The sequence below is a fragment of the Streptomyces bicolor genome, assembly GCF_000719285.1.
Taxonomy (GTDB): domain Bacteria; phylum Actinomycetota; class Actinomycetes; order Streptomycetales; family Streptomycetaceae; genus Streptomyces; species Streptomyces bicolor.
Genome location: NZ_JOFS01000014.1, coordinates 53274 through 75031, shown reverse-complemented (window position 1 = coordinate 75031; position 21758 = coordinate 53274). Strand labels below are relative to the sequence as shown.

General features: G+C 70.4%; 18 protein-coding genes and 1 pseudogene. 9 read left to right on the top strand and 10 right to left on the bottom strand.

Annotated features, from left to right (window positions below):
* Nucleotides 1–22: 22 nt before the first annotated feature.
* The 7 genes from IF78_RS0119850 to IF78_RS0119820 form a co-directional block, all read right to left on the bottom strand.
* Nucleotides 23–676 (bottom strand): RES family NAD+ phosphorylase, encoded by a 654-nt coding sequence (locus IF78_RS0119850; protein ID WP_031483643.1) that lies wholly within the window; start codon nt 674–676, stop codon nt 23–25.
* Nucleotides 677–679: 3 nt separating this feature from the next.
* Entirely contained in the window at nt 680–1390 is a 711-nt protein-coding gene (locus tag IF78_RS0119845) for a hypothetical protein (protein ID WP_051828025.1), read from the bottom strand.
* The gene (locus tag IF78_RS0119840) at nt 1390–2484 is read right to left on the bottom strand and encodes a macro domain-containing protein (RefSeq protein WP_031483639.1); all 1095 of its coding nucleotides are present in this window, start codon (nt 2482–2484) and stop codon (nt 1390–1392) included. The genes IF78_RS0119845 and IF78_RS0119840 overlap by 1 nt, the downstream gene beginning before the upstream one ends.
* Nucleotides 2485–2679: 195 nt before the next feature.
* Nucleotides 2680–4167 (bottom strand): GntP family permease, encoded by a 1488-nt coding sequence (locus IF78_RS0119835; protein WP_031483637.1) that lies wholly within the window; start codon nt 4165–4167, stop codon nt 2680–2682.
* Between the two features lie 113 nt (nt 4168–4280).
* Nucleotides 4281–4691 carry a RidA family protein gene (locus IF78_RS0119830; RefSeq protein ID WP_031483635.1) on the bottom strand — a complete coding sequence of 137 codons (411 nt, stop codon included), beginning with the start codon at nt 4689–4691 and terminating at the stop codon, nt 4281–4283.
* Between the two features lie 22 nt (nt 4692–4713).
* Nucleotides 4714–5475: an IclR family transcriptional regulator gene (locus tag IF78_RS0119825; RefSeq protein ID WP_031483633.1), complete on the bottom strand. Its 762-nt coding sequence runs from the start codon at nt 5473–5475 to the stop codon at nt 4714–4716.
* Nucleotides 5472–6689: a sugar kinase gene (locus tag IF78_RS0119820; RefSeq protein WP_078662520.1), complete on the bottom strand. Its 1218-nt coding sequence runs from the start codon at nt 6687–6689 to the stop codon at nt 5472–5474. The genes IF78_RS0119825 and IF78_RS0119820 overlap by 4 nt, the downstream gene beginning before the upstream one ends.
* 199 nt (nt 6690–6888) lie before the next feature.
* Here IF78_RS0119820 and IF78_RS0119815 point away from each other — a divergent pair, with 199 nt between their 5' ends.
* Nucleotides 6889–8172 (top strand): amino acid deaminase, encoded by a 1284-nt coding sequence (locus IF78_RS0119815; RefSeq protein ID WP_031483629.1) that lies wholly within the window; start codon nt 6889–6891, stop codon nt 8170–8172.
* 12 nt (nt 8173–8184) lie between these two features.
* Nucleotides 8185–9810, top strand: coding sequence for an N-acyl-D-amino-acid deacylase family protein (locus IF78_RS0119810; protein ID WP_031483627.1), 1626 nt, complete (start codon nt 8185–8187; stop codon nt 9808–9810).
* A 47-nt stretch (nt 9811–9857) separates the two neighbouring features.
* Here IF78_RS0119810 and IF78_RS0119805 read toward each other — a convergent pair whose 3' ends face one another.
* Complete coding sequence (locus IF78_RS0119805) at nt 9858–10787, bottom strand: trypsin-like serine peptidase (protein WP_031483625.1); 930 nt, start codon at nt 10785–10787, stop codon at nt 9858–9860.
* Between the two features lie 388 nt (nt 10788–11175).
* Nucleotides 11176–12024, bottom strand: a complete 849-nt coding sequence (locus IF78_RS47725; RefSeq protein ID WP_158751438.1) for a hypothetical protein — start codon at nt 12022–12024, stop codon at nt 11176–11178.
* Between the two features lie 126 nt (nt 12025–12150).
* On the opposite strand from IF78_RS47725, the gene IF78_RS0119795 reads away from it, so the two are divergent.
* The 6 genes and pseudogenes from IF78_RS0119795 (at nt 12151) to IF78_RS0119770 (ending at nt 18508) form a co-directional block, all read left to right on the top strand.
* Nucleotides 12151–13362, top strand: coding sequence for a pyridoxal phosphate-dependent aminotransferase (locus IF78_RS0119795; RefSeq protein WP_031483621.1), 1212 nt, complete (start codon nt 12151–12153; stop codon nt 13360–13362).
* Nucleotides 13363–13465: 103 nt separating this feature from the next.
* Nucleotides 13466–13894 (top strand): SCO4983 family protein, encoded by a 429-nt coding sequence (locus tag IF78_RS0119790; RefSeq protein ID WP_031483619.1) that lies wholly within the window; start codon nt 13466–13468, stop codon nt 13892–13894.
* A 227-nt stretch (nt 13895–14121) separates the two neighbouring features.
* Nucleotides 14122–15183 (top strand): hypothetical protein, encoded by a 1062-nt coding sequence (locus IF78_RS0119785; RefSeq protein ID WP_031483617.1) that lies wholly within the window; start codon nt 14122–14124, stop codon nt 15181–15183.
* 15 nt (nt 15184–15198) lie between these two features.
* On the top strand, nt 15199–16368 hold the full coding sequence (locus IF78_RS0119780) for a toxic anion resistance protein (protein WP_031483615.1): 1170 nt from the start codon (nt 15199–15201) through the stop codon (nt 16366–16368).
* A pseudogene (locus IF78_RS43735) lies at nt 16365–17919 on the top strand (substrate-binding and vWA domain-containing protein). Before IF78_RS0119780 ends, IF78_RS43735 begins: the two are co-directional and overlap by 4 nt.
* On the top strand, nt 17906–18508 hold the full coding sequence (locus IF78_RS0119770; protein WP_031483612.1) for a hypothetical protein: 603 nt from the start codon (nt 17906–17908) through the stop codon (nt 18506–18508). Before IF78_RS43735 ends, IF78_RS0119770 begins: the two are co-directional and overlap by 14 nt.
* A gap of 285 nt (nt 18509–18793) precedes the next feature.
* On the opposite strand, the gene IF78_RS0119765 is transcribed toward IF78_RS0119770, so the two are convergent.
* Nucleotides 18794–20617 (bottom strand): phosphoenolpyruvate carboxykinase (GTP), encoded by a 1824-nt coding sequence (locus IF78_RS0119765; RefSeq protein ID WP_031483610.1) that lies wholly within the window; start codon nt 20615–20617, stop codon nt 18794–18796.
* Between the two features lie 341 nt (nt 20618–20958).
* Between IF78_RS0119765 and trhA the strand changes: the two genes are divergently transcribed.
* Nucleotides 20959–21705: a PAQR family membrane homeostasis protein TrhA gene (gene trhA / locus IF78_RS0119760; protein WP_031483608.1), complete on the top strand. Its 747-nt coding sequence runs from the start codon at nt 20959–20961 to the stop codon at nt 21703–21705.
* Nucleotides 21706–21758: the final 53 nt, after the last annotated feature.

Here is a 21758-nt window from a genome sequence, read left to right as displayed (position 1 = left end):
GCGGGGGGATCAACCCGTCGTGTCAGGGGGCGAGTTGGACGAAGTAGGGCGCGAGGACGGAGTTGAGCCACTCGAGACCCTCGGCCGTGTCGAAGTCGGTGACGTCCTCCGCGTCAGCGGGCAGCTCCGCGGCGAGGCCGCGGTCACCGAACAGGACCACCGCCCGTTCCGCCGGCTCCCGCTTGGACGACCACACCAGCCCCTGCGCCCACGGGCCGGCGTTCCGGCGGATCCAGTGCGCCCAGTCACGTGTGTAGGCGTACTCCTGGGCCTCGGCGTGCACCAGCCAGCTGTCCTGGTGCACGGCGGCCAGGTCGCGGGCGCTCATCAACGGCAGGACACGCAGGTCGGCGGTGAGCCGCAGGGTGGTCATCCGGCGGCCCTCCACCGCGCGGTGCGGCAGCAGCCGGGGCCCGCCCGTGGGGTCGAAGGGCAGGGAGCGCAGCAGGGTCTCGCAGACGGCGGCGGCCGGGCCGAGTCCGGCGTACAGATAGCCGTACCGGTCGCAGGAGGTGGCGTCGAACCGGCCCCCTCCGTACAGACAGTGCGAGGGCTTCGGGTTGAACGAGGCGGCGGGGTGGCGGGAGGCGTGGACGCGGTACAGCAGGGTGCCGCGGGTCAGCGTGACCTTCTCGGGGGTGCCGGTCAGCGCGGCCGGTGGCCGGTAGTTGGGCACGGTCTACTCATCCTCCATCAGGAACCGCGCGGTGTCGGCGAGTTGGCGGTCGCGGCCGGTGCCGAGCAGGCGTGCGGGGCTGGTGCCGAGCCAGGCGTTGGCGGACAGCCACCAGTCGGCGGCGCCCCACGGGTCGCGGTCGGCGGCGAGCAGGCCGTTGACCTCCAGAACGACGGGCCAGGGCAGGGTGTCCTCGGAGAACTGGAAGCGCGGCAGCCGCACCTGTCCGCCGGTCCCCCGCAGCCGGATCAGATCGGGCGCGAAGGGGTCGCCGCCGCACCGGCGCAGCTCCTCGGCGTCCAGCGCGGGCTGGGCGAGCAGCCGTTCGCGTACCGGGCCGAGCACCGGCCCCACCATCCGGTGCCCGTCGATGAGCAGGATGGCGAGATCCTCGGGCGCGAACCCCTGCACGGTCACCCGCCCGTCGGCGGCCGGGGTGGCGACGAGCCTGGCCCCGGCGTCCTCGCCGAACTCCTCGGGCACCCGCTCCCGCAACAGCCCCGCGGCCTGGCGAGCGGCGTCGAAGCGGATGTCCGGATCCCGGCCCCCGGCCCGTACGAGATCCAGCAGCTCGGCCAGCCGGTCGCGGGTGGCCCGCTCGATCCGGCCCGCGACGAGCCCCCACTTCGCCGCCGCGGCGGCCAGGACGACGTACGCGTCGAGCGGCTCCTCGCTCTCCGGGTCGAAGTGCTGGGGCGGTGGGACGTGTCCCATCAGTCCTCCCTGGAGGCCAGCAGCCGTTCCAGCAGATCGGCGCGGGCGTGTCGGCGTACGACGAAGTGGATCTCCCAGTCGGCCCCGCGGGCGAGTTCGGCCTCGACCGCGGCCCACAGCGCGGCGAAGCTCTCCAGCGGGCTGAGGCCGCCGCGTCCGGCGCCGAGGAGCGGCAGGCAGACCGAGCGCAGGGGCGGGTCGTGCCGAGCGGTCTCCTCGGCCAGCAGCGCGAAGACGCGGGCGACGCCTCTGGTGATGTCGGCCGGCTGCACGTCGTAGTCGTTGGTCTCCGGGCGGGGTACGGCCACGGCGACGTGGTAGATGCGGCGGATGCCCTGCCCGTCGAGCGCGCCGGCGGAGGTGACGGCGACGGTGCCGGGCTGTGCCGCCCGGCCGGGAGCCCCGTGCCGGGCGGTCCAGCCCCGTAGCTCGTCGTCGATCCTGTCGTCGACGAGTCCCCCGACGGGGTCGCGGTGCGCGCCCGCGCGGCGCAGCGTGGCGGAGACGGACGACTTGTAGGGCGCGGGCAGCGCGAAGTAGGTGTTCGTCGGGGAGACGACGACGTCGATGTCGCGGAGCAGGTCGACGGAGTGGACGTGCAGGGTGACGGGGACGGTCCCGTGGTGGACGCGGACGGGCAGCGTGCGATGGGCGGCGGGGATGCGGTCGTACGACGTCGGCGCGGGCCGCGCATGAGCACCGCTCTCGGCGCCCAGCTGGACTACCTGCTCGGCGACCTGCCCGAGGACCATCAACTCATGGTGTTTGCGGAAGCGTTCGACGCTCACCCCGTACACCTGGGCGGCCCTTCGGCGCCGGTCGGCGGCCGGCCAGTCGCGGGTGCCCTGCGCGAGGCCGAGGCTGTACTCGGCGGCGGTCTGCAGGGTGCCGCCGCCCATGCGGGAGACGGCGAGCCGTAATACCTTCTCCACCGGCCCCCCTGGCGACTCGCCGTCTCCCCGCGGAAGTTCACGGGCGACCCCGGCAAGTGCCGGCACGTCGAGTGCGCGCAGTCTGACGACTCCCGCTCGCCGCACCTTCCGCACCTCCGCGAGGACCGCTCCGTGATCGGGCGCGTGAGGAGACGGCGGCATGACGATCAGCATCGCACCGCCGCCACGGCCCTCACAACCCCGTTCCCGCCCCTCCATTCCACCGCACGCCCCGGGCGCGAACGGGTCACGTCCGGGGCGTATTCGGGGCGTTGAGGCCGGGGCGTGTTCGGGGCGTTGAGGCCGGGGCGTGTCCGGGGCGTGAGGCCGGACCGTTCGGTCGACGGCGCGGAAGGCCTAGACGAACACGCTCAACACCGCAGCCACCACGAACCCGGCCACCGACAGCACACTCTCCAGCACCGTCCACGTCTTCAACGTGTCCCGCTCACTGATGCCGAAGTACTTGGCGACGATCCAGAAGCCCCCGTCGTTGACGTGCGAGGCGAAGATCGAGCCGGCCGAGATGGCCATGATGACCAGGGCGATGAAGGGCTGGGAGTGGTCGCCCTCGGTGAGGAGGGGGGCGACGATGCCGGCCGTGGTGACGATGGCGACCGTCGCCGAGCCCTGGGCGACCCGGAGGACCACGGAGATCAGGTACGACAGGACGATCACCGGGAGGCCGACGTCGTTGAAGGTGTCGGAGAGGGCCTGGGCGACGCCGCTGCCCTTGAGGACGGCGCCGAAGACACCGCCCGCGCCGACGACCAGGAGGATGTTGCCGACCGGCTTCAACGACGACGTCGAGACCGTTTCCAGGGACTTGCGGGACCAGCCGCGGCGGATGCCCAGCAGGTAGTACGCGAGGAGCAGGGCGATCGTCAGGGCCACGAACGGGTTGCCGAAGAACTCGACCACCGAGCGGGTGGTGGACGGGTCCAGGGCGATCGAGGAGAACGTCGCGGCCAGGATCAGCACCAGCGGCGTACCGATGATGGCGAGGACCGTGCCGAGCGGGACCGGCTTCTCCTGGGGCTCGACCCCGGCCGCCCGCTGCTCGTCGATGACGGCCTGCTTCGCCTCGTCCGCCGCCTCGACCATGTCCTGCGGTACGGCGACGAAGATGCGCCGCCCGATCCAGGCCGAGAACGCCCACGCGGCCAGCACCGCCGGGATGCCGCAGACGATGCCCATGAGGATGACCCAGCCGAGGTCCACGTGGAGCAGACCGGCCGCCGCCACCGGTCCCGGGTGCGGGGGCAGGAAGGCGTGCGTCATCGACAGGCCCGCGAGCAGCGGCAGACAGTAGAGGAGGATCGACTTCCCCGAGCGCTTGGCGGCGGCGTACACGATCGGCGCGAGGACGAAGATGCCGACGTCGAAGAAGACCGGGATACCGAAGATCAGGCCGGTCAGACCCATGGCGAGGGGGGCTCTCCTCTCGCCGAAGAGATTGAGCAGTCGGGACGCCAGCACCTCGGCGCCACCGCTCACTTCGAGGATCGCGCCGAGCATCGTGCCCAGGCCGATGATGATCGCGACATGGCCGAGGATGCCGCCCATTCCGGACTCGATGGTCGACACGGCGTCGCTTCGCTGGACCGTGCCGAAGAGTTCGGTGACCGACAGGCCGGCCATCAGGCCGACGGCTATGGAGACCGCGAGCAGGGCCACGAAGGGCTGCAGGCGCACCTTGATGATCAGGAAGAGCAGGAGGGCGATACCGATCGCGGCGACGGTCAGGAGACCGGCCGTACCGTCGATCCAGAGGAGGAGGCCGCCGGTGTGGGGTGGGGTCTCGGCGGGGGCGGATGCGGCGAGCGGGAAGGACAAGGGGGACATTCGGGGGTCCTCGGGGTAAGTACATCTGGCTTTCGGGCAGGGGGGATCGCGGCATGGCGCCCCAGGGACAGCGGGCACCATGCCGTGTACGGAGTGCGGGAGTTGAGGAGGCGTCAGCCGAGTACGGCCAGCGCGTCGATCTCGATGAGGAGCCCCGCGGGCAGACCGACGTACACCGTCGTGCGCGCGGCGGGCGGCTGGGTGAGGTTCTGCGCCTCGAAGTAGGCGTTGTAGATCTCGTTCATCTCGGCGAAGTGGGCGACGTCCGTCAGATAGACGCGGATCATCATCACGTCCTCCCACGAGGCGCCGCCCTCCTCCAGGATCGCCTTGACGTTGGCGAGGGTCTGGAGGGTCTGCTCGCGCAGGGTGGGGCCGGCGGGCGTCGGAGGCTGTCCCTCGGCCGCGGGGAGGAACCCGACCTGGCCGGCGACCTGGAGGATGTTCCCCTTCTTCACGCCGTGCGAGAACTTCGCGGGCGGGGTGGTGTGGGTCTTCGGGGTGAGTGCGGTCTTCTCGGTCATACGGGTTCCTTGCCGTCCTCGGTCATACGGGGTTCTTCGCTGAGGTCCTGCCGGAGTACTCGCCGCTGATGTCGTCCGCCGTACGGCGCACCAGCGGGAGCAGGGTGAGGAGTTCGTCGGCGGTGACCACGACGTTCGGCGCGGAGACCGACATCGCGGCGACGACCCGGCCGTCGGCACCACGGATCGGCGCGGCGACGCAGTTGATGGACTCCTCGTGGCCACCGAGGTCGGTGGCCCAGCCCTGTTCGCGCACCTTGGCCAGCTCCTTGAGGAAGGCCTCTTGATTGGGCGTCGAACGGGACGTGTACATGGGGTAGTCGAGCTTGTCGGAGAGGGCGCGGCGCTCGTGCTCGGGCAGGTCGGCGAGCAGCAGCTTCGCGACGGCGGCGACCGTGATGGCGACCGGCTTGCCGATCCGCGAGTACATCCGCACCGGGTAGCGGCTCTCCACCTTGTCGATGTAGAGGACCTCGTCCTCCTCGTACACGGCGAGGTGGACGGTGTGTCCGCACTGCTCGTTGAGGCGTACGAGGTGGGGGTGGGCGATCTCGCGGATGTCGAGGTTCTCCATCGCCTCCTGGGCGAGGGCGATGAGGCGGGCGCCGAGGCGGTAGCGCTGGTCGGACTGGCGGTAGACCATGCCGTGCTCGTGGAGGGTGCGCAGGAGGCGGAGGGCCGTGGATTTGTGCACGCCCAGGCGGTCGGCGACCTGGCCGAGGTCGGCGGGGCCCTCCGCGAGCAGCGGCAGGATGCTGAGTGCGCGGTCGACGGTCTGGCTCATGGTGTGCGTACCTCCTCGTCGGCCCTGTGTGCGGCTTGCGTCCAGCCGGGGCCGAGTCGAAGTTTCTCCCACGCGACGTCGTCGAGGGCGGCCAGGCGGTCGGCGTGGTCGCGGGAGGGGGGTGGGGCGAGGTCGCCGGGGGCGGTGAGGGTGGCGGCGGCCCAGAGGTGGGCGTGGCGGAGGCGGTCCTTCATGGGCAGGTCGCGGAGGGTTGCGGAGAGGAAGCCGGCGGCGAATGCGTCGCCTGCGCCAACCGTTGCCACGGGGGTGACGTGGAGGGCGGGTGCGAAGGTGGTCGTCGGCTGTGCGGTGCCCGGAGTCGGGGTGGGCCGGGGGTGGGACGCGCAACTCGGCGCTGACGAGGTGCCGCCCTTCTTTGGGTCGGGAGCCGCCCCAGCGGCACGACTGCCCGCAGGCTGCGCGGGTCGGCCGTCCGCGGCTTGCGACTGGCGGCTGTCGGCCAACCCAAGGGGCGCGGGGCTGTGACACTTGCGGCTCCGCCGCGTGGGCGCGACCAGCCCACCACCACCCGCAGCCGACACGAAAGCTGTAGCCCCCACTGGCCCCCGCTTCACCACCAACACCCGCGGCTCCGGCAACAACGCACGCACCGCCTCCGGTCCCCCCGTGATCCCCCAGGCCGCTTCAGCCTCGTCCTCCCCCACGAACACCACATCAGCCCCGCGCGCCAGATCCAGCAGCACCATCGGACCGCTGCCGTCTCCCCACAACCCCGCCCGGTAGTTGACGTCGAAGGACACCAGCGGCCGCCCCTCCACCGGCCCCGTCAGCTCCCGCATCAGCTCCAGGCACCCCTCCGACAACGCCGCAGTGATCCCCGAAAGATGCAGCACCCGCCCCGCCCGCACCGCCCCAAGGTCCACGTTCGCCACGGACATCGCCGACGCCGCCGACCCCGCCCGGTAGTACGCCACCTCGTGCGCATCCGTCCCCCGGTCCTCCGCCGTACGGAAGTACACCCCCGTCGGCCGCACCGGATCCCGGCGGACGGCCGAGACGTCGACGCCGTACCCTCCGATCGCCTCCACCAAGTGGTCGCCGAACCCGTCCGCCCCCACCCGGCTCACCCACCGCACCGCATGCCCCGCGGCAGCGAGCCCGCAGGCCACGTTCGACTCCGCGCCCCCGATCCCCCGCTCGAACGACGGCACATCGGCGAGCCGCCCCGGTCGGGTCGGCAGGAACGTGACCATGGACTCGCCGAGCGCGACAACGTCGACGACGTCGAGGGCATTGCGGGGTCCGGTGACAGTCACGATCGTCGTAGCTCCTCGGCGGGTTCGCGGGACGCGGCTTTCGTTGACCCCGCGTTGGCCGAGATGTTAGACAGCGGTAAGCGATATACGCAATGAGCATTGCAGCTAATGCAACCACCCAGATCAGGGAGGCTCCATGACAGCCGACAGCCCTCACGAAGCCCTCGCCCGCCTCGCAGAGGACCGCGTCGACCACCGCTTCAAGGGCCTCCCCCCGGACGCCGACGGCCTGACCGTCGCGGAGCTCGCCGCCCAGCGCCGCAACCTCTTCACCGGCGGTTTCGCCACTCCCGTCCTCGCGCTCTCCGCCGAGCGACTGGAGCACAACCTCGACCTCATGGAGACGTACGCCGCCCGCCACGGCCTCGCCTTCGCCCCGCACGGCAAGACCTCCATGGCGCCCCAGCTGTTCCAGCGGCAGATCGAGCACGGCGCGTGGGGCATCACGCTCGCGGTGCCGCACCAGGTGCGGGTCGCGCGGGCGTACGGCGTCCAGCGGGTCTTCCTCGCGAACGAGCTGGTGGACGCGGCCGCCCTGCGCTGGATCGCCGGCGAGCTCAGCGCCGACCCGGACTTCCGTCTCGTCTGCTACGTCGACTCCGTGCGCGGCGTGGAGCTGATGGACGCGGCGCTCAGCGGCGCGGGAGCCGCCCGCCCGGTGGACGTCGTCGTCGAACTCGCCGCCGGTGAGGGCGCCCGTACCGGCGTCCGTACGGAGGCGGAGTGCGCGGCCGTCGCGGACGCGGTGGCCGCCGTGCCGTCACTGCGGCTGGTCGGTGTCGCGGGGTACGAGGGCGAGGTCCCGCAGGCAGACACCGAGCGGGTGCACGCGTGGCTGCGGCGGCTGGTAGCGCTGGCGGTCGAGTTCGACAAGGCGGGCCGGTTCGCCGGGCTGGACGAGATCGTCGTCAGCGCGGGCGGCAGCGCGTGGTTCGACGCGGTGGCGGACGTGTTCACCCAGATCCCCGAACTGTCCGTTCCCGTACTGAAGTTGCTGCGCTCCGGCGCGTACGTCTCGCACGACGACGGCCACTACCGCAAGCTGACCCCGTTCAACCGGGTCCCGGAGGAGGGCGCACTCGAACCCGCCTTCCGGCTGTGGGCCCAGGTCGTCTCCCGCCCCTCCCCCGACCAGGCCTTCGTCAACGCGGGCAAGCGGGACGCGGCGTACGACCTCGATCTGCCGTTCGCCCAGGTGGTCCGCCGCGACGGCGCCGAGCGCCCGGCCACCGGCATCTCGGTGACCGGCCTGTCCGACCAGCACGCGTGGCTGCGGACGACCGAGGAGGCGGACCTGGAGGTCGGGGACTGGCTCGGCATGGGGCTGTCCCACCCGTGCACGTCGTTCGACAAGTGGCAGTTGATCCCGGTCGCCGAGGCGGACGGGACGGTCGTCGAATACATCCGCACGTTCTTCTAGGAGGTGGCGGCAGTGGAAGAACTCGTCATCCGGGACGCGGAGGTCGTGGACGGCAGCGGCGGCCCCTCCTACCGCGCCGACGTGGTCGTGGACGGCGGCCGGATCGTGTCGATCGTCCAGGAGGCGGCCGCGGCCGGCTGTCAACGCCCCAGGGCGCGACGGGAGCTGGACGCGGAGGGCCTCGTCCTCTCCCCCGGCTTCATCGACATGCACGCCCACAGCGACCTGGCGCTGCTGCGGGACCCCGACCACAGTGCCAAGGCCGCGCAGGGCGTCACCCTGGAGGTCATAGGTCAGGACGGGCTGTCGTACGCCCCGGTCGACGACCGCACCCTCGCCGAGGTCCGCCGCGCGATCACCGGCTGGAACGGCTCCGGCGACGACATCGACTTCGACTGGCGGTCGGTGGGTGAGTACCTGGACCGCCTCGACTCCGGTTTCGAAGGCCGGGGCATCGCCGTGAACGCGGCGTACCTCATCCCGCAGGGCACGGTCCGCGCGCTCGCCGTCGGCTGGGAGGACCGGGAGGCGACGCCGGACGAGCTGGACCGGATGCGGCAGCTCGTCGCGGAGGGCATGGAGCAGGGCGCCGTCGGCCTGTCGTCCGGGCTGACCTACACGCCCGGCATGTACGCCAAGGACGCCGAGCTGACGGAGCTGTGCCGGGTGGTGGCGTCGTACGGCGGCTACTACTGCCCGCACCACCGCTCCTACGGGGCCGGCGCCCTGGAGGCGTACGAGGAGATGGTGGCCCTGACGAGGGAGGCGGGCTGCGCTCTCCACCTGGCCCACGCCACCATGAACTTCGGCGTGAACAAGGGCCGGGCGCCCGAGCTGCTGTCGCTGCTGGACGAGGCGCTCGCCGAAGGAGCCGACATCAGCCTCGACACCTACCCCTACACACCCGGCTGCACGACGCTCGTCGCCATGCTGCCGAGCTGGGCGAGCGAGGGCGGGCCCGAGGCGGTCCTGGCCCGCCTCACGGACGACGACACCGCCGAACGCATCCGCCACCACATGGAGGTCATCGGCGCGGACGGCTGCCACGGGGTGCCCATCGAGTGGGACACGATCGAGATCTCCGGCGTGAGCGACCCGGCGCTCGGGGACTTCGTCGGCCGTACGATCCGGCAGTCGGCGGACGCGCGGGGCGAGGACCCGTGGGTGACCGCTCGCCGTCTCCTCCTGGACGACCGGCTGGGTTCGACGATCCTGCAGCACGTCGGCCACGAGGAGAACGTGCGGACGATCATGCGGCACCACGTCCACACGGGCGGCTCGGACGGCATCCTGCAGGGCACGAAGCCGCATCCGAGGGCGTACGGAACGTTCCCGCACTACCTCGGCCACTACGTACGGGAGTTGGGGGTCCTGTCACTGGAGGAGTGCGTGGCCCATCTGACCTCGCGCCCGGCGGCCCGGCTGCGACTGCCGGACCGAGGGCTGGTCCGCGAGGGTCACCGGGCGGACCTGGTGCTGTTCGACCCGCGGACGGTGGCGGCGGGTTCGACGTTCGAGGAACCGAGGAAGCTGCCCACCGGCATCCCGTACGTCCTCGTCGACGGCCGCTTCGTGATCGAGGACGGCCGCAGGACGGACGTACTGGCGGGGCGGGCAGTCCGCAGGACACCGCGCTGAACTGCCGCGGTACCCCGGGACCACCCGCCCCGATCCCCTTGCCGCTGTTACGGCTTGGGCAGTACGCACCCGCTCGCGCTCAGGTCGAGCTTGTTGTCGACGCCGAAGCAGGCGGGGATCTGGTACGTCTGCTGGGCGTAGTTGATGCCCTGGCGGACGGTGACGTTGCCGCTCTCGTCCACCTCGCACGGGTTGTTGACCGTGCAGCGCTGGCCGTCCTCGTTGCCGGTGTTGTTGACGGCGACGACCTGCTTCGTGGCCTGGTCGATGACGGGGGAGCCGGAGGTGCCGCCGATGGTGTTGCAGGCGGAGGTGTAGCGGACCGAGTCCTTGAAGGTCCAGTCGCCTTCCTTGAGGCGGTATGCGAACCCGTCGATGTTGCAGTTGTACAGCCGCTTCCAGTAACCGGAGGCGACCGTGATGGCCGTGCCGGCGACCGGGTGGGTGTCGGCCACCTTCAGCGCGTCGATCCCGTACGAGCTCTTGATCTGCGCGTACGTGGTGGTGAGCTGATAGATCGCCACGTCCGTGTCGGTCATGGTCCCGTAAGCGATCTTGCTGGCGCGCAGCGTGCCGACCCGGGAGCCGGACGAGTTGAGCAGGCCGAACGTCCGGCTGGACGCCCGGTCGACGACGACCTGTCCGGGTCCCGGCATGCCGGTCTCCAGACAGTGGCCGTTGGACATCACCAGCGCCGGGTCGTTGTCCTCCGAGTCCGGGAACCGGACGACCGAGCCGGAACAGTTGCTGAGCGAGACGGTACCCGCGAAGTCGACGGCCTGGACCGAGGGGTTCAGGGTCCGGTTGAGGCTCTCCGTGGTGGACGTGACGGCGTCGTGGACCACGGACGTGATCGTGTCCGCGTCCACGCTCTTGCCGAAGGACTCTGCCGTGTCCACGGGAGCCGCGACCGCGGGCGCGGCGCCGGCCCCGGCTATCGCCAGGGCGAGGAGGGCGGCGCCGAGAGGTTTTCTCATGTGGGGGTCCCCTCATACGAGGAGGGTGACCGGAAAATCTCCGGCCACCCGCACTTTTGTCATGCGCATTCTCACGCAGGAGGGGGGTGTGGACAAGGAGTTGGTTACTGGTGAGTTCGCGCCGTAGGGGATTCCCTATCACGGCGGACCGGTGTGTTCGGCGGGCGGCGCAGGACGTTCACGAGAGGGTGATCGGATCACCACAAGCGAGCGGCAGCGGGCGTGGTGACCTACCGCCGCGACCCCGACGAGCGCGCGGCACGGCTGCAGTTCGTGCGTCAGGAGCCCCCGCTTCGCCAGCGAGTCGGCGTTGACCGCGATCGACACCCGGGTCGCTTCCCCGGCCCCGCGCAGCCCCAGCTCGGCACGCGAGTTGACGCGGCCGTGACTACTTGGGGCGCTTCGTGTTTCCCTGCCCCCGGCCCGGCTTGTCGGCGGAGGTGCCCGTCGCTGTCGCCGTCGCCGTCACTGTCGCGGTGGGTGCGGAGGGAGCCGTCCCGGCGGCGGTCGGGTCGGTCGAGGGTTCCTCGGTGCTGTCGTCGGACGCGGCGGCGTCGGAGGCGGCCTCGTCCGACACGGTCGGGCTCGCCGAGGCGCTCGGGGACGTGGTTCGCGGCGGATCGGCGTCTTCGGACCGGCGGGTACCTGGTGACGTACCCACGGATGGCTCACCCGGCACCACCGAGTCGTCGGACGTCGTGGCCGTCCTGTCGCCCTTGGTCTTCGTGCCGCCCGTCGAGGAGGGCCCGGACAGGGAGAACCCGGCTATCAGCGCCCCCACCGACACCGCCCCCACCACACCGGCGACCACCGCGACGCGACGCGAGCGCCAGACGCCGGGCTGGTGGCGGCCTCGGTGGCTGCGGGGGCTGCCGCGTCCCGCGTCACGGGCGGCGTCGTAGTCGTAGCCGTGGCCGTCCTCGTAGACGTAGTCGTAGCCACCGCCGGGACCGGAGCCGCCACCGGCGCCGCAGTCCTCGTGGGCACCATCCGCCCCCTCGACCACCGGAGGCAGCTCGGTCGTCTCGTCGTACGCGTTCTGCCACCCGTGGGCGGTCGCGGGGTCGGCGTACGCCTCGTAACGCGGGGACGACTCGACCCGCGGGTGGTACACGTTCGGTGACATCCCGGGCACGTCCGTCGGCCGAATCCCGCCAGGGGTGACGTGCGCACCGGGGGCACCGTAGGCGCTGTTCGCCCCGTACCTTCCGTTGTCGTGCTCAGGCGGGCTGGACATGAGCGCGCATTGTAGGGACCGGAGGGACCGGCGGGACAGCTACCGGCGATAACGGGCCAAACCCCCGCGTCTCACGTGTCGGAAAACACGGCCCACCGGACGTTACGCGGCCGTAAGCTCCTTGACATGCAGGTGATCCAGTCGACCAAGCTCGCCAACGTCTGTTACGAGATCCGGGGCCCGGTGCTCGAGGAGGCGATGCGGCTCGAGTCGGCGGGGCATCGGATCCTCAAGCTGAACACCGGGAACCCGGCCGCGTTCGGTTTCGAGTGTCCGCCCGAGATCCTGGAGGACATCCTCCGGAACGTGTCCACGGCACACGGGTACGGGGACGCGAAGGGGCTGCTCGCCGCGCGCCGGGCCGTCGTCATGCACAACCAGACCCTCGGCATCGAGACCGACGTCGAGCACGTCTTCATCGGCAACGGCGTCTCCGAGCTGATCGTCATGGCGATGCAGGGGCTGCTGGACGACGGCGACGAGGTGCTGGTTCCGGCTCCCGACTATCCGCTGTGGACCGCCGCCGTCTCGCTGTCCGGCGGCACCGCCGTCCACTACCGGTGCGACGAGCAGGCCGACTGGATGCCCGACCTCGCCGACATCGAGCGCAAGGTCACCGACCGCACCAAGGCCATCGTCATCATCAACCCCAACAACCCGACGGGTGCCGTGTACGACGCGGCCGTGCTGCGAGGGCTGACGGACATCGCCCGGCGGCACAACCTGCTCGTCTGCTCGGACGAGATCTACGACAAGATCCTGTACGACGGGGCCTCCCATACCCCGACCGCCGCCGTCGCCCCCGACCTGCTCACCCTCACCTTCAACGGCATGTCGAAGGCCTACCGGGTCGCCGGATACCGGGTCGGGTGGATGTCGATCTCGGGCCCCCGCGCCCACGCCGACTCCTACATCGAGGGCCTCACCATCCTCGCGAACATGCGGCTGTGCGCGAACATGCCCGGTCAGCACGGGGTCGTGGCCGCGCTGAGCGGGCGGCAGTCCATCAATGACCTGGTGCTGCCCGGGGGGCGGCTGAAGGAGCAGATGGATGTGGCGTACGAGCTGCTGACGCAGATCCCCGGCGTCACGTGCGTACGGCCGAAGGGGGCGCTGTATCTCTTCCCCAGGCTCGACCCCAAGGTTTTCAAGATCAAGGACGATCGACAGATGGTCCTGGACCTGCTGCGGCGCGAGAAGATCATGGTGGTGCAGGGCAGCGGCTTCAACTGGCCGGAGTCCGATCACTTCCGGGTGGTGACCCTTCCGACGGTCACGGACCTGCGGGACGCGGTGGGGCGGATCGGGCGGTTCCTGGACGGCTACAGCCAGCCCTGACGCTCACGCTATGTATGCGGACCGTCCTGTTTTGCGAAGCGCTCAACTTTAGACGGAATCTAAGCTAGGATGGCTTCCTGTCAGCGCACAGGAGGCCATCCCCATGTACGAACCGATCCGCACCAAGTCGGTCCACAGCACGATGGCCGGCAACACCACCGACTTCCCCCACCGCTCGCGTGAGGAGGAGCTGGACATCCAGCTCGCGGGCCATCTCGCCGCGCTGCTCGCCGTCACGGATGCGCTGCGCTCGCTTGAGCCGTCGACCGACCTCGACGCGGCCGCCGAGCGGCTCGCCGAGGAGGTGGGCCGGCTGCGGGGTGGCACGACGCCGGTCCGGACGTCGGCGTCGGCCGCCGGCGGCGAGGCGGGGACTGCGGCGCTGCACCGCCGGGCGCATGCCCTTGCGGGGCGGGCGTTGGTCGTTGCCGCGTCTCGTGCGGATACCGCTGCCGCGATTCTCGCCGCCGAGCGCATGGACGCGCATGCCGCTGCGCTGGCCGAGCCGCAGGAATTGACCGGCGTCGGCTGACGCCCCCTTTAACGGCCCCGGTCCGCGTGCACCCGCAGTGACGCGCGGACCGGGTTGCCATAGTTTGTCGTTTAGCGGCTGACGGTTGTGTGTGGCTGGTCGCGCAGTTCCCCGCGCCCCTAAAAGCAGGGCGTTGCCGCTGACCCGTGTTGTACCGGGACCGGTATGACACCTCCCGTTCATCCCTTCCGGCGGGGAACGTTGAATTCCGCGAGCACTCTCCCCGCGTGAGACGTATCGCAGGAATCATCCTCGCGGTGTTGCTGATCGGTGGCGTGGTGGTCGCCGTCGTCGCGGGCCGCAGTAGTGAGGACGGCACGGCAACGAAGACCGTGCAAGCTGTGATCGGGTCGGAGAAGGCCGAGTTCTTCGCCGATCCCGACGTGGTGAAGGCCCTCGCCGCCAAGGGCTACACCGTGAAGGCCGAGACCTCCGGGTCCTGGGCCATGGAGGGGCTGGACCTCGAGGGGTACGACCTCGCGCTGCCGTCGAGTCAGGCGCCGGCCGTCGAACTCGCCGCGAAGTACAAGGTGACGGGGACCCTCCCCCGCCTCTTCTACTCGCCCCTCGTCGTCGTGGCGCACAGGAACGCCGCCGAGGTGCTCGCGGCGAACAAGCTGGCCACCCTGGACACCGAGCATCGCGGCACCTTCACGATGGCCGCCTATCTGGCCGCCGCCCGCGCAGACCGCACCTGGCAGCAGCTCAAGGGCGCCCAGAAGTACGGCGAGTTGACGGGCACCCTGTACCTGTCCAGCACCGATCCCGAGACCTCGAACTCCGGCGCCCTGTATCTGGCCGCCGCCTCCTATGTCGAGAACGGCGGCAAGGTGGTCGCCACCGACGCCGAGATCGGGCGCACCGCACCTCTGCTGCAGAAGCTGGTCCGCGTGCAGGGCGCCCAGCAGTCGAGCAGTGACGCCGTCTTCCGGGACTTCGTCAGCGGGGCCGGCAATCCGCTCGTCGTGGTCTACGAGTCCCAGGTCGCCTCCCTGCTGGCGGAAGGGCAGCAGCCCGACGACCTCGTCGTCCTGTACCCGGACACCACGGTGAACAGCGACCACACGGTCGTACCGCTGACCGAGAAGGGCAATGCCGTCGCCGCACTCCTCTCCCAGGACAAGCGGTTGCGGGAGCTGGCGGCCCGGCACGGGTTCCGGCCGCAGGGCGGGGCCGCCGAGTTCGCATCGGACACCACCTATCTCAAGCAGGAACTGACCGGCGTCCACCAGGCGGCCGTGCCCACCTCCGAGGTGCTGCACGAGCTGGCGCGACGGGCGCGCGGATAAGGGGGGCAGCAGTACATGACCAACAGCGACGACACCTTCGTCCTCACTCCGCCCGAGCCCGTGGCCACGGTGCCGCGCGAGAAGGCCGGCGGACTCGTCCCGGTCGACGAGGGGGTCCGTACCGACATGGCCAAGAAGGCGTCCGAGTATGTGGCGGGGATCGCGGCGCTCGACGCCCGCTCCCCCGAGTTCGCCGGCAAGGTCGGGGAGATCACCGCACTGGGCGCGGGTGAGATGCGTACCGCCGCCGCGCAGTCCAACCGCATGCTGGAGCGGACCATCCGCAGCCTGCCCGACAAGGGCGGGGACGCGCAGTCGCAGGTCGCCGGCTCGCTCGTGGAACTGCGGCGGGTCGTGGAGGACCTGGATCCGCGGGACCTGCCCGCTTCCAAGGGGCGCAAGTTCCTGTCCAGGCTGCCCGGCGGCAACAAGCTGCGCGACCACGTCGCCAAGTACGCCTCCGCGCAAGGGACGCTGAACAGGATCGTGGGATCGCTGCGGGGTGGGCAGGACGAGCTGCGGCGGGACAACGCCGCCCTGCAGACCGAGCGGGTGCGGCTCTGGGAGAGCATGGGCAAGCTCCAGGAGTACGTCGTCCTGACCGAGGCCCTGGACACCGCTGTCGAGCAGCACATCGCCCAGGTCACCGACCCCCAGCAGGCCGACGGTCTGCGCGCCGACATCCTCTTCCCGGTCCGGCAGAAGCACCAGGACCTGCTCACCCAGCTCGCGGTGTGCGCGCAGGGATACCTCGCCATGGACGTCGTACGGCGTAACAACGAGGAGCTGATCAAGGGCGTCGACCGGGCGGCGACCACGACCGTCTCGGCGCTGCGGATCTCGGTGATGCTGGCCTCCGCGCTCGACAACCAGAAGAAGGTCGTCGAGCAGGTCAACGCCCTGCGCGGGACCACCGAGGATCTCATTCGGGGCAACGCCGAGATGCTCGCCACGCAGAGCGGTGAGATCCAGCGCATCGCCGCCGATCCGGCGGTGGGAGCGGAGACCCTCCGCAACGCCTTCCAGCAGATCTACCGCACGCTCGACGCGATCGACACCTACAAGGTCCAGGCGACCGAGGCGATGGCGACGACCGTGGAGAACCTGACCGCCGAACTGCAGCACGCGAGCGCCTACCTGGAGCGCAGCCGTTCGCAGGGCGCGCTGGAGGGTGGGCTCGGATGAGACACGCCCAAGGCCGACGTCTGCTCGCCGTCGCCCTCTCCGCGCTCGCCCTGCTCACGGCCTGCACCTCACAGAAGGCGGCCGACGAGCCGGACAACGCCCCGCAGCCCGGCACCCTGCGTCCTCGCCTCCAGCGAGCTCGGTGACATGACCCCGGTCCTCGACCGGATCGCCGACGACACCGGCATCAAGGTCCGGCCCACCTACATGGGCACCCTGGACGCGGTGGAGCTGCTGGCGAAGGGCAAGGCGGACGGGCAGTACGACGCGCTGTGGCTGTCCAGCAACGACTATCTGCGGCTACGGCCGGAAGCGGCGAAGAAGGTCGTGTCGGAGACCCCGGTGATGTCGAGCCCGGTCGCCGTCGGGGTCAGGACCACGACCCTCGGCACGCTGGGCTGGAAGCCGGACGACGTCACCTGGTCGCAGGTCGAGCAGGCCGTCCAGGACGGCCGTCTGACCTACGGCATGACCGATCCGGCCCGCTCCAACTCCGGCTTCGCCACCCTCGTCTCCGTCGCCTCCGCCCTCTCGGGCGCCCAGTCGGCCCTGACGGACGCGGACGTCGACAAGGCCACGCCCCGGCTGAAGGAGTTCTTCAAGGGGCAGAAGCTGACGTCGGGTTCGTCGGGCTGGCTGGCGACGGCGTACAAGCGGCGCGGAAACGTGGACGCGCTGCTCAACTACGAGTCCGTTCTCAAGGGCATCCCGGGCCTGACCGTGATCCGCCCCACGGACGGCGTCGTCACCGCCGACTATCCGCTCTCCTCCCTCGCGTCGACCGACGCCGCGACCCGCGACGACGTCCGCCGTGTCACCGAGGCGCTGCGCACCGAGGACGTCCAGCGGCTGATCACCGAGCGCACCCATCGCCGCCCGGTCGTCGCCTCCGTCCCGCCCGCGTCCGGTCTCGACCCCGCCCGACGGCGCGAACTGCCCTTCCCGGGCACCCGTTCCGTCGCCGACGGCCTGCTGGACTCGTACGAGAACGAGCTGCGCCGCCCGTCCAGGACGGTCTACGTCCTCGACACCTCGGGCTCGATGGAGGGCGACCGCCTGGAGCAGCTGAAGCGGGCGCTCACCGACCTCACCGGCGACTTCCGTGAGCGCGAGGAGGTCACGCTGATGCCCTTCGGGTCGGACGTGAAGAGCGTGCGGACGCATGTCGTGGAGCCGGCCGACCCGAAGGCCGGGCTCGACGGGATCCGCGAGGACACCGAGGCGCTGTCCGCCGAGGGCGACACCGCGATCTTCACCTCGCTGGAGAAGGCGTACGACCATCTCGGCGCCGGTCGGTCCCAGGACACGTTCACGTCGATCGTGCTGATGACGGACGGCGAGAACACCGCCGGCGCCGAGGCAGCCGACTTCGACTCCTTCTACGCCGGGCTCGACCGCGACCGGCGGGAGACGCCCGTCTTCCCCATCCTCTTCGGCGACTCCGACAAGTCCGAGCTGGAGCACATCGCCGAGCTGACCGGCGGCCGCCTCTTCGACGCCCAGGAGGGCTCGCTGGACGGCGCCTTCGAGGAGATCCGTGGCTACCAGTAGATTCACCGGGTACCTGGAGTCCCGCAAGAACATCGCCGGCAGCGCGTGCGGGCTGGTCGGCCTGGGGCTGACCTTCACGGGGGTGGCGGGTCCGTACTGGCCCGTCGTCGTCGCCGGCCTCTACGGCGCGGGCGCGCTGATCGCCCCGCCGGAGCGGCCCGCGCTGCCCGAGTTCCCGGACCCGTCGGCCCAGTTGGACGAGGTACGGGACGACTTCGAGAAGCTGCGCGGCTATCTGACGGAGATCGAGCTGTCGGTCACGGCCGCTGCCCGGCTACGTGAACTCACCGAGCTGCTGGCCGCGCTGCTCGACAAGGGCTGGGTGGCCGAGCTGCTGGCGCACGATCCGGAGGGCGTGCACATGCTCTCCCGGATCGTGCGGCGCGACCTTCCGGAGGCCGTCGACAGTTTCGTACGGACTCGGTGGTGGACGCGGATGACACCGGGCACGGAGTCTCCGGAGCTGCATCTGGAGCGCCAGCTGGGCCTACTGAAGAAGGAGGCCGAGCAGCTGGCGGCAGCCTTGCGAGAGACGGAGGCCCGTCGGCAGGAGTCCCACACCCGCTACTTGGAGGACCGTTCCCAGTAGCGCCCCAAAGGGGCGCGGGACTGTGTCGATTTGCGGCTCCGCCGCGTGGGCGCGACCAGCCACAACGCAACCCGCACCCGGCACACCACACGCACCGCCAACGGCGAGCCCCGCACATGGCGAAGGCCTGCCGCCGTCACCCCCGTCGGGGCGGACGGAGTCGACAACAGCAGGCCCAGAACCACACACGCCATTGTGCGCGGCTTCGCCGTACCGCACCGCGGCCGGCCGTGACGATCACTGGTCAGGGCATCCCAACCGGCCGCGGAGTCTTCGGGTCGGGACTCAGCCCAGGCGCTCAACCAACGCGCGGTACTCGTCCCACAGCTCCTTCGGCGTGTGGTCGCCGAAGGTGTTGAGGTGGTCAGGGACCAGCGCGGCCTCCTCGCGCCAGACCTCCTTGTCGACGGTGAGCAGGAAGTCGAGATCGGAGTCCGACAGTTCGAGGCCGTTCGTGTCCAGCGCGCCCTTGGCCGGCAGGATGCCGATCGGGGTCTCGACGCCCTCCGCCTTGCCCTCCAGGCGCTCGACGATCCACTTCAGGACCCGGCTGTTCTCACCGAAGCCGGGCCAGACGAACTTGCCCTCGTCGTTCTTGCGGAACCAGTTGACGTAGTAGATCTTCGGCAGCTTGGACTGGTCCTTGTCCTTGGCGACGTCGACCCAGTGGGCCATGTAGTCGCCCATGTTGTAGCCGCAGAAGGGCAGCATCGCGAACGGGTCGCGGCGCAGCTCGCCGACCTTGCCCTCGGCGGCGGCGGTCTTCTCGCTCGCCACGTTGGCGCCGAGGAACACGCCGTGGTTCCAGTCGAAGGACTCGGTCACGAGCGGTACGGCCGTGGCGCGCCGCCCGCCGAAAAGGATCGCCGAGATCGGCACGCCCTTGGGGTCCTCCCACTCGGGCGCGATGATCGGGCACTGGGACGCGGGGACCGTGAAGCGGGCGTTGGGGTGGGCGGCCGGGGTCTGGCTGTCCGGCGTCCAGTCGTTGCCCTTCCAGTCGGTGAGGTGGGCCGGGGTCTCCTCCGTCATGCCCTCCCACCAGATGTCGTTGTCGTCGGTGAGGGCGACGTTGGTGAAGACCGAGTTGCCCCACAGCGTCTTCATCGCGTTGGCGTTGGTGTGCTCACCGGTGCCGGGAGCGACGCCGAAGAAGCCGGCCTCGGGGTTGATGGCGTACAGGCGGCCGTCCTCGCCGAAGCGCATCCAGGCGATGTCGTCGCCGATCGTCTCGACCGTCCAGCCGGAGATGGTGGGCTCCAGCATGGCGAGGTTCGTCTTGCCGCAGGCGCTCGGGAAGGCGGCGGCGACGTACTTGGACTCGCCCTGCGGCGGGGTGAGTTTGAGGATCAGCATGTGCTCGGCGAGCCAGCCCTCGTCGCGGGCCATGACGGAGGCGATGCGCAGGGCGTAGCACTTCTTGCCGAGCAGGGCGTTGCCGCCGTAGCCGGAGCCGTAGGACCAGATCTCGCGGCTCTCCGGGAAGTGGGAGATGTACTTGGTCTGGTTGCAGGGCCAGGGGACGTCCTCCTGGCCTTCCTCCAGCGGGGCGCCGACGGAGTGCACGGCCTTCACGAAGAAGCCGTCGTCGCCGAGCTCGTCGAGGACGGCCTGCCCCATGCGGGTCATGGTGCGCATGGAGACGGCGACGTAGGCGGAGTCGGTGATCTCCACGCCGATCGCGGACAGCTTGGAGCCGAGCGGGCCCATGCAGAACGGGACGACGTACATGGTCCGGCCGCGCATCGAGCCGCGGAAGACGCCCTTCTCACCGGAGAAGACCTCACGCATCTCGGCCGGGTCCATCCAGTGGTTCGTCGGGCCCGCGTCCTCTTCCTTCTCGGAGCAGATGAAGGTCCGGTCCTCGACGCGGGCGACGTCGGTCGGGTCGGAGGCGGCGTAGTAGGAGTTGGGGCGCTTGATCGGATCGAGCCTGCGGAAGGTGCCCTTCGCGACGAGCTCCTCGCTCAGACGGTCGTACTCGGCCTCGGATCCGTCACACCAGACCACGTTGTCCGGCTGCGTCAGTTCAGCGATCTCGTCGACCCACGAGATCAGCCCCTGATGGTTGGTGGGAACGACGGGGGGAGCCGCGATGTCGCGCGCCACGGTTGCTCCTAAGTGAGGGATTTTGTCCTGAAATATGCCCTTGTATGCCCCGTGGGGGCCGCGACCCGGATGCTTCGCGGACGGGATGCGTCTCGATCTTCCGCGCTCATCCGGTGCCGACCGCACTCATTTGATCATCCGACGGGTCTGCGCATATGTCCAGAGGGCGTCACAGGTGAGCGGCGTGAGCATCGCCACTCATCCAGATGTTTTCGATGCGTCACCACGGCTTCACCCGTGGTGTGGCCACACCGGGTACCCCATGAGACGATGGCCACTTACGGGCCCCCATCTGGCCGCCCTGACGCGTAACTTACGGTTCCGTAGGTACGATGCCCCGCATGACTGCGCCCGTCCCCGACGCGCCCACGGACAGGCCGGCCGACGGCCGCGATCCCGACGCGCCCTCCCTGCCACACCAGATCGCGCACCACGCGCACCAGATCACCGAAGAGATCAAGCCCAGACTCCGCGGCTGGCTGCACCTCGGCATGTTTCCGGCCGTCCTCGTCGCGGGCCTGGTGCTCACCGCCCTCGCCGACTCCCCCCGCGGCCGGCTCGCCTGCGGGATCTACGCCCTCACGGCCTGCCTGCTGTTCGGCGTGAGCGCGCTGTACCACCGGGGCAACTGGAGCCCGCGCATGGACGGCATCCTGCGCCGACTGGATCACGCCAACATCTTCCTGATCATCGCGGGCACGTACACACCGCTGACCATGCTGCTCCTGCCGGGAGCCAAGGGGCAGTGGCTGCTGTGGGGAATCTGGGCGGCCGCGCTGGCCGGAATCGTCTTCCGGGTCTTCTGGGTCGGTGCCCCGCGCTGGCTCTACACCCCCTGCTACATCGCGATGGGCTGGGCGGCCGTCTTCTTCCTGCCGGACTTCATGCGCACCGGCGGCATCGCGGTACTGGTCCTGGTGATCGTGGGCGGTGTCCTCTACAGCGCGGGCGGCGTGATCTACGGCATCAAGCGCCCCAACCCGTCACCGCGCTGGTTCGGCTTCCACGAGGTCTTCCACTCCTTCACGCTGGCGGCGTTCATCGCGCACTACGTCGGGATCTCGCTGGTGGCGTACCAGCACGGGTAACCCACCACGCAACTCCTTCAAGGGCCACGGCTAGCGAGCCGGGGCCCTTTTTG

Coding starts and splice junctions, on each gene's coding strand:
- IF78_RS0119845 (WP_051828025.1), bottom strand. CDS start 1,390: ATGGGACACGTCCCACCGCCCCAGCACTTCGACCCGGAGAGCGAGGAG.
- IF78_RS0119840 (WP_031483639.1), bottom strand. CDS start 2,484: ATGCCGCCGTCTCCTCACGCGCCCGATCACGGAGCGGTCCTCGCGGAG.
- IF78_RS0119835 (WP_031483637.1), bottom strand. CDS start 4,167: ATGTCCCCCTTGTCCTTCCCGCTCGCCGCATCCGCCCCCGCCGAGACC.
- IF78_RS0119830 (WP_031483635.1), bottom strand. CDS start 4,691: ATGACCGAGAAGACCGCACTCACCCCGAAGACCCACACCACCCCGCCC.
- IF78_RS0119825 (WP_031483633.1), bottom strand. CDS start 5,475: ATGAGCCAGACCGTCGACCGCGCACTCAGCATCCTGCCGCTGCTCGCG.
- IF78_RS0119820 (WP_078662520.1), bottom strand. CDS start 6,689: ATGGTCACGTTCCTGCCGACCCGACCGGGGCGGCTCGCCGATGTGCCG.
- IF78_RS0119815 (WP_031483629.1), top strand. CDS start 6,889: ATGACAGCCGACAGCCCTCACGAAGCCCTCGCCCGCCTCGCAGAGGAC.
- IF78_RS0119805 (WP_031483625.1), bottom strand. CDS start 10,787: ATGAGAAAACCTCTCGGCGCCGCCCTCCTCGCCCTGGCGATAGCCGGG.
- IF78_RS47725 (WP_158751438.1), bottom strand. CDS start 12,024: ATGTCCAGCCCGCCTGAGCACGACAACGGAAGGTACGGGGCGAACAGC.
- IF78_RS0119795 (WP_031483621.1), top strand. CDS start 12,151: ATGCAGGTGATCCAGTCGACCAAGCTCGCCAACGTCTGTTACGAGATC.
- IF78_RS0119790 (WP_031483619.1), top strand. CDS start 13,466: ATGTACGAACCGATCCGCACCAAGTCGGTCCACAGCACGATGGCCGGC.
- IF78_RS0119780 (WP_031483615.1), top strand. CDS start 15,199: ATGACCAACAGCGACGACACCTTCGTCCTCACTCCGCCCGAGCCCGTG.
- trhA (WP_031483608.1), top strand. CDS start 20,959: ATGACTGCGCCCGTCCCCGACGCGCCCACGGACAGGCCGGCCGACGGC.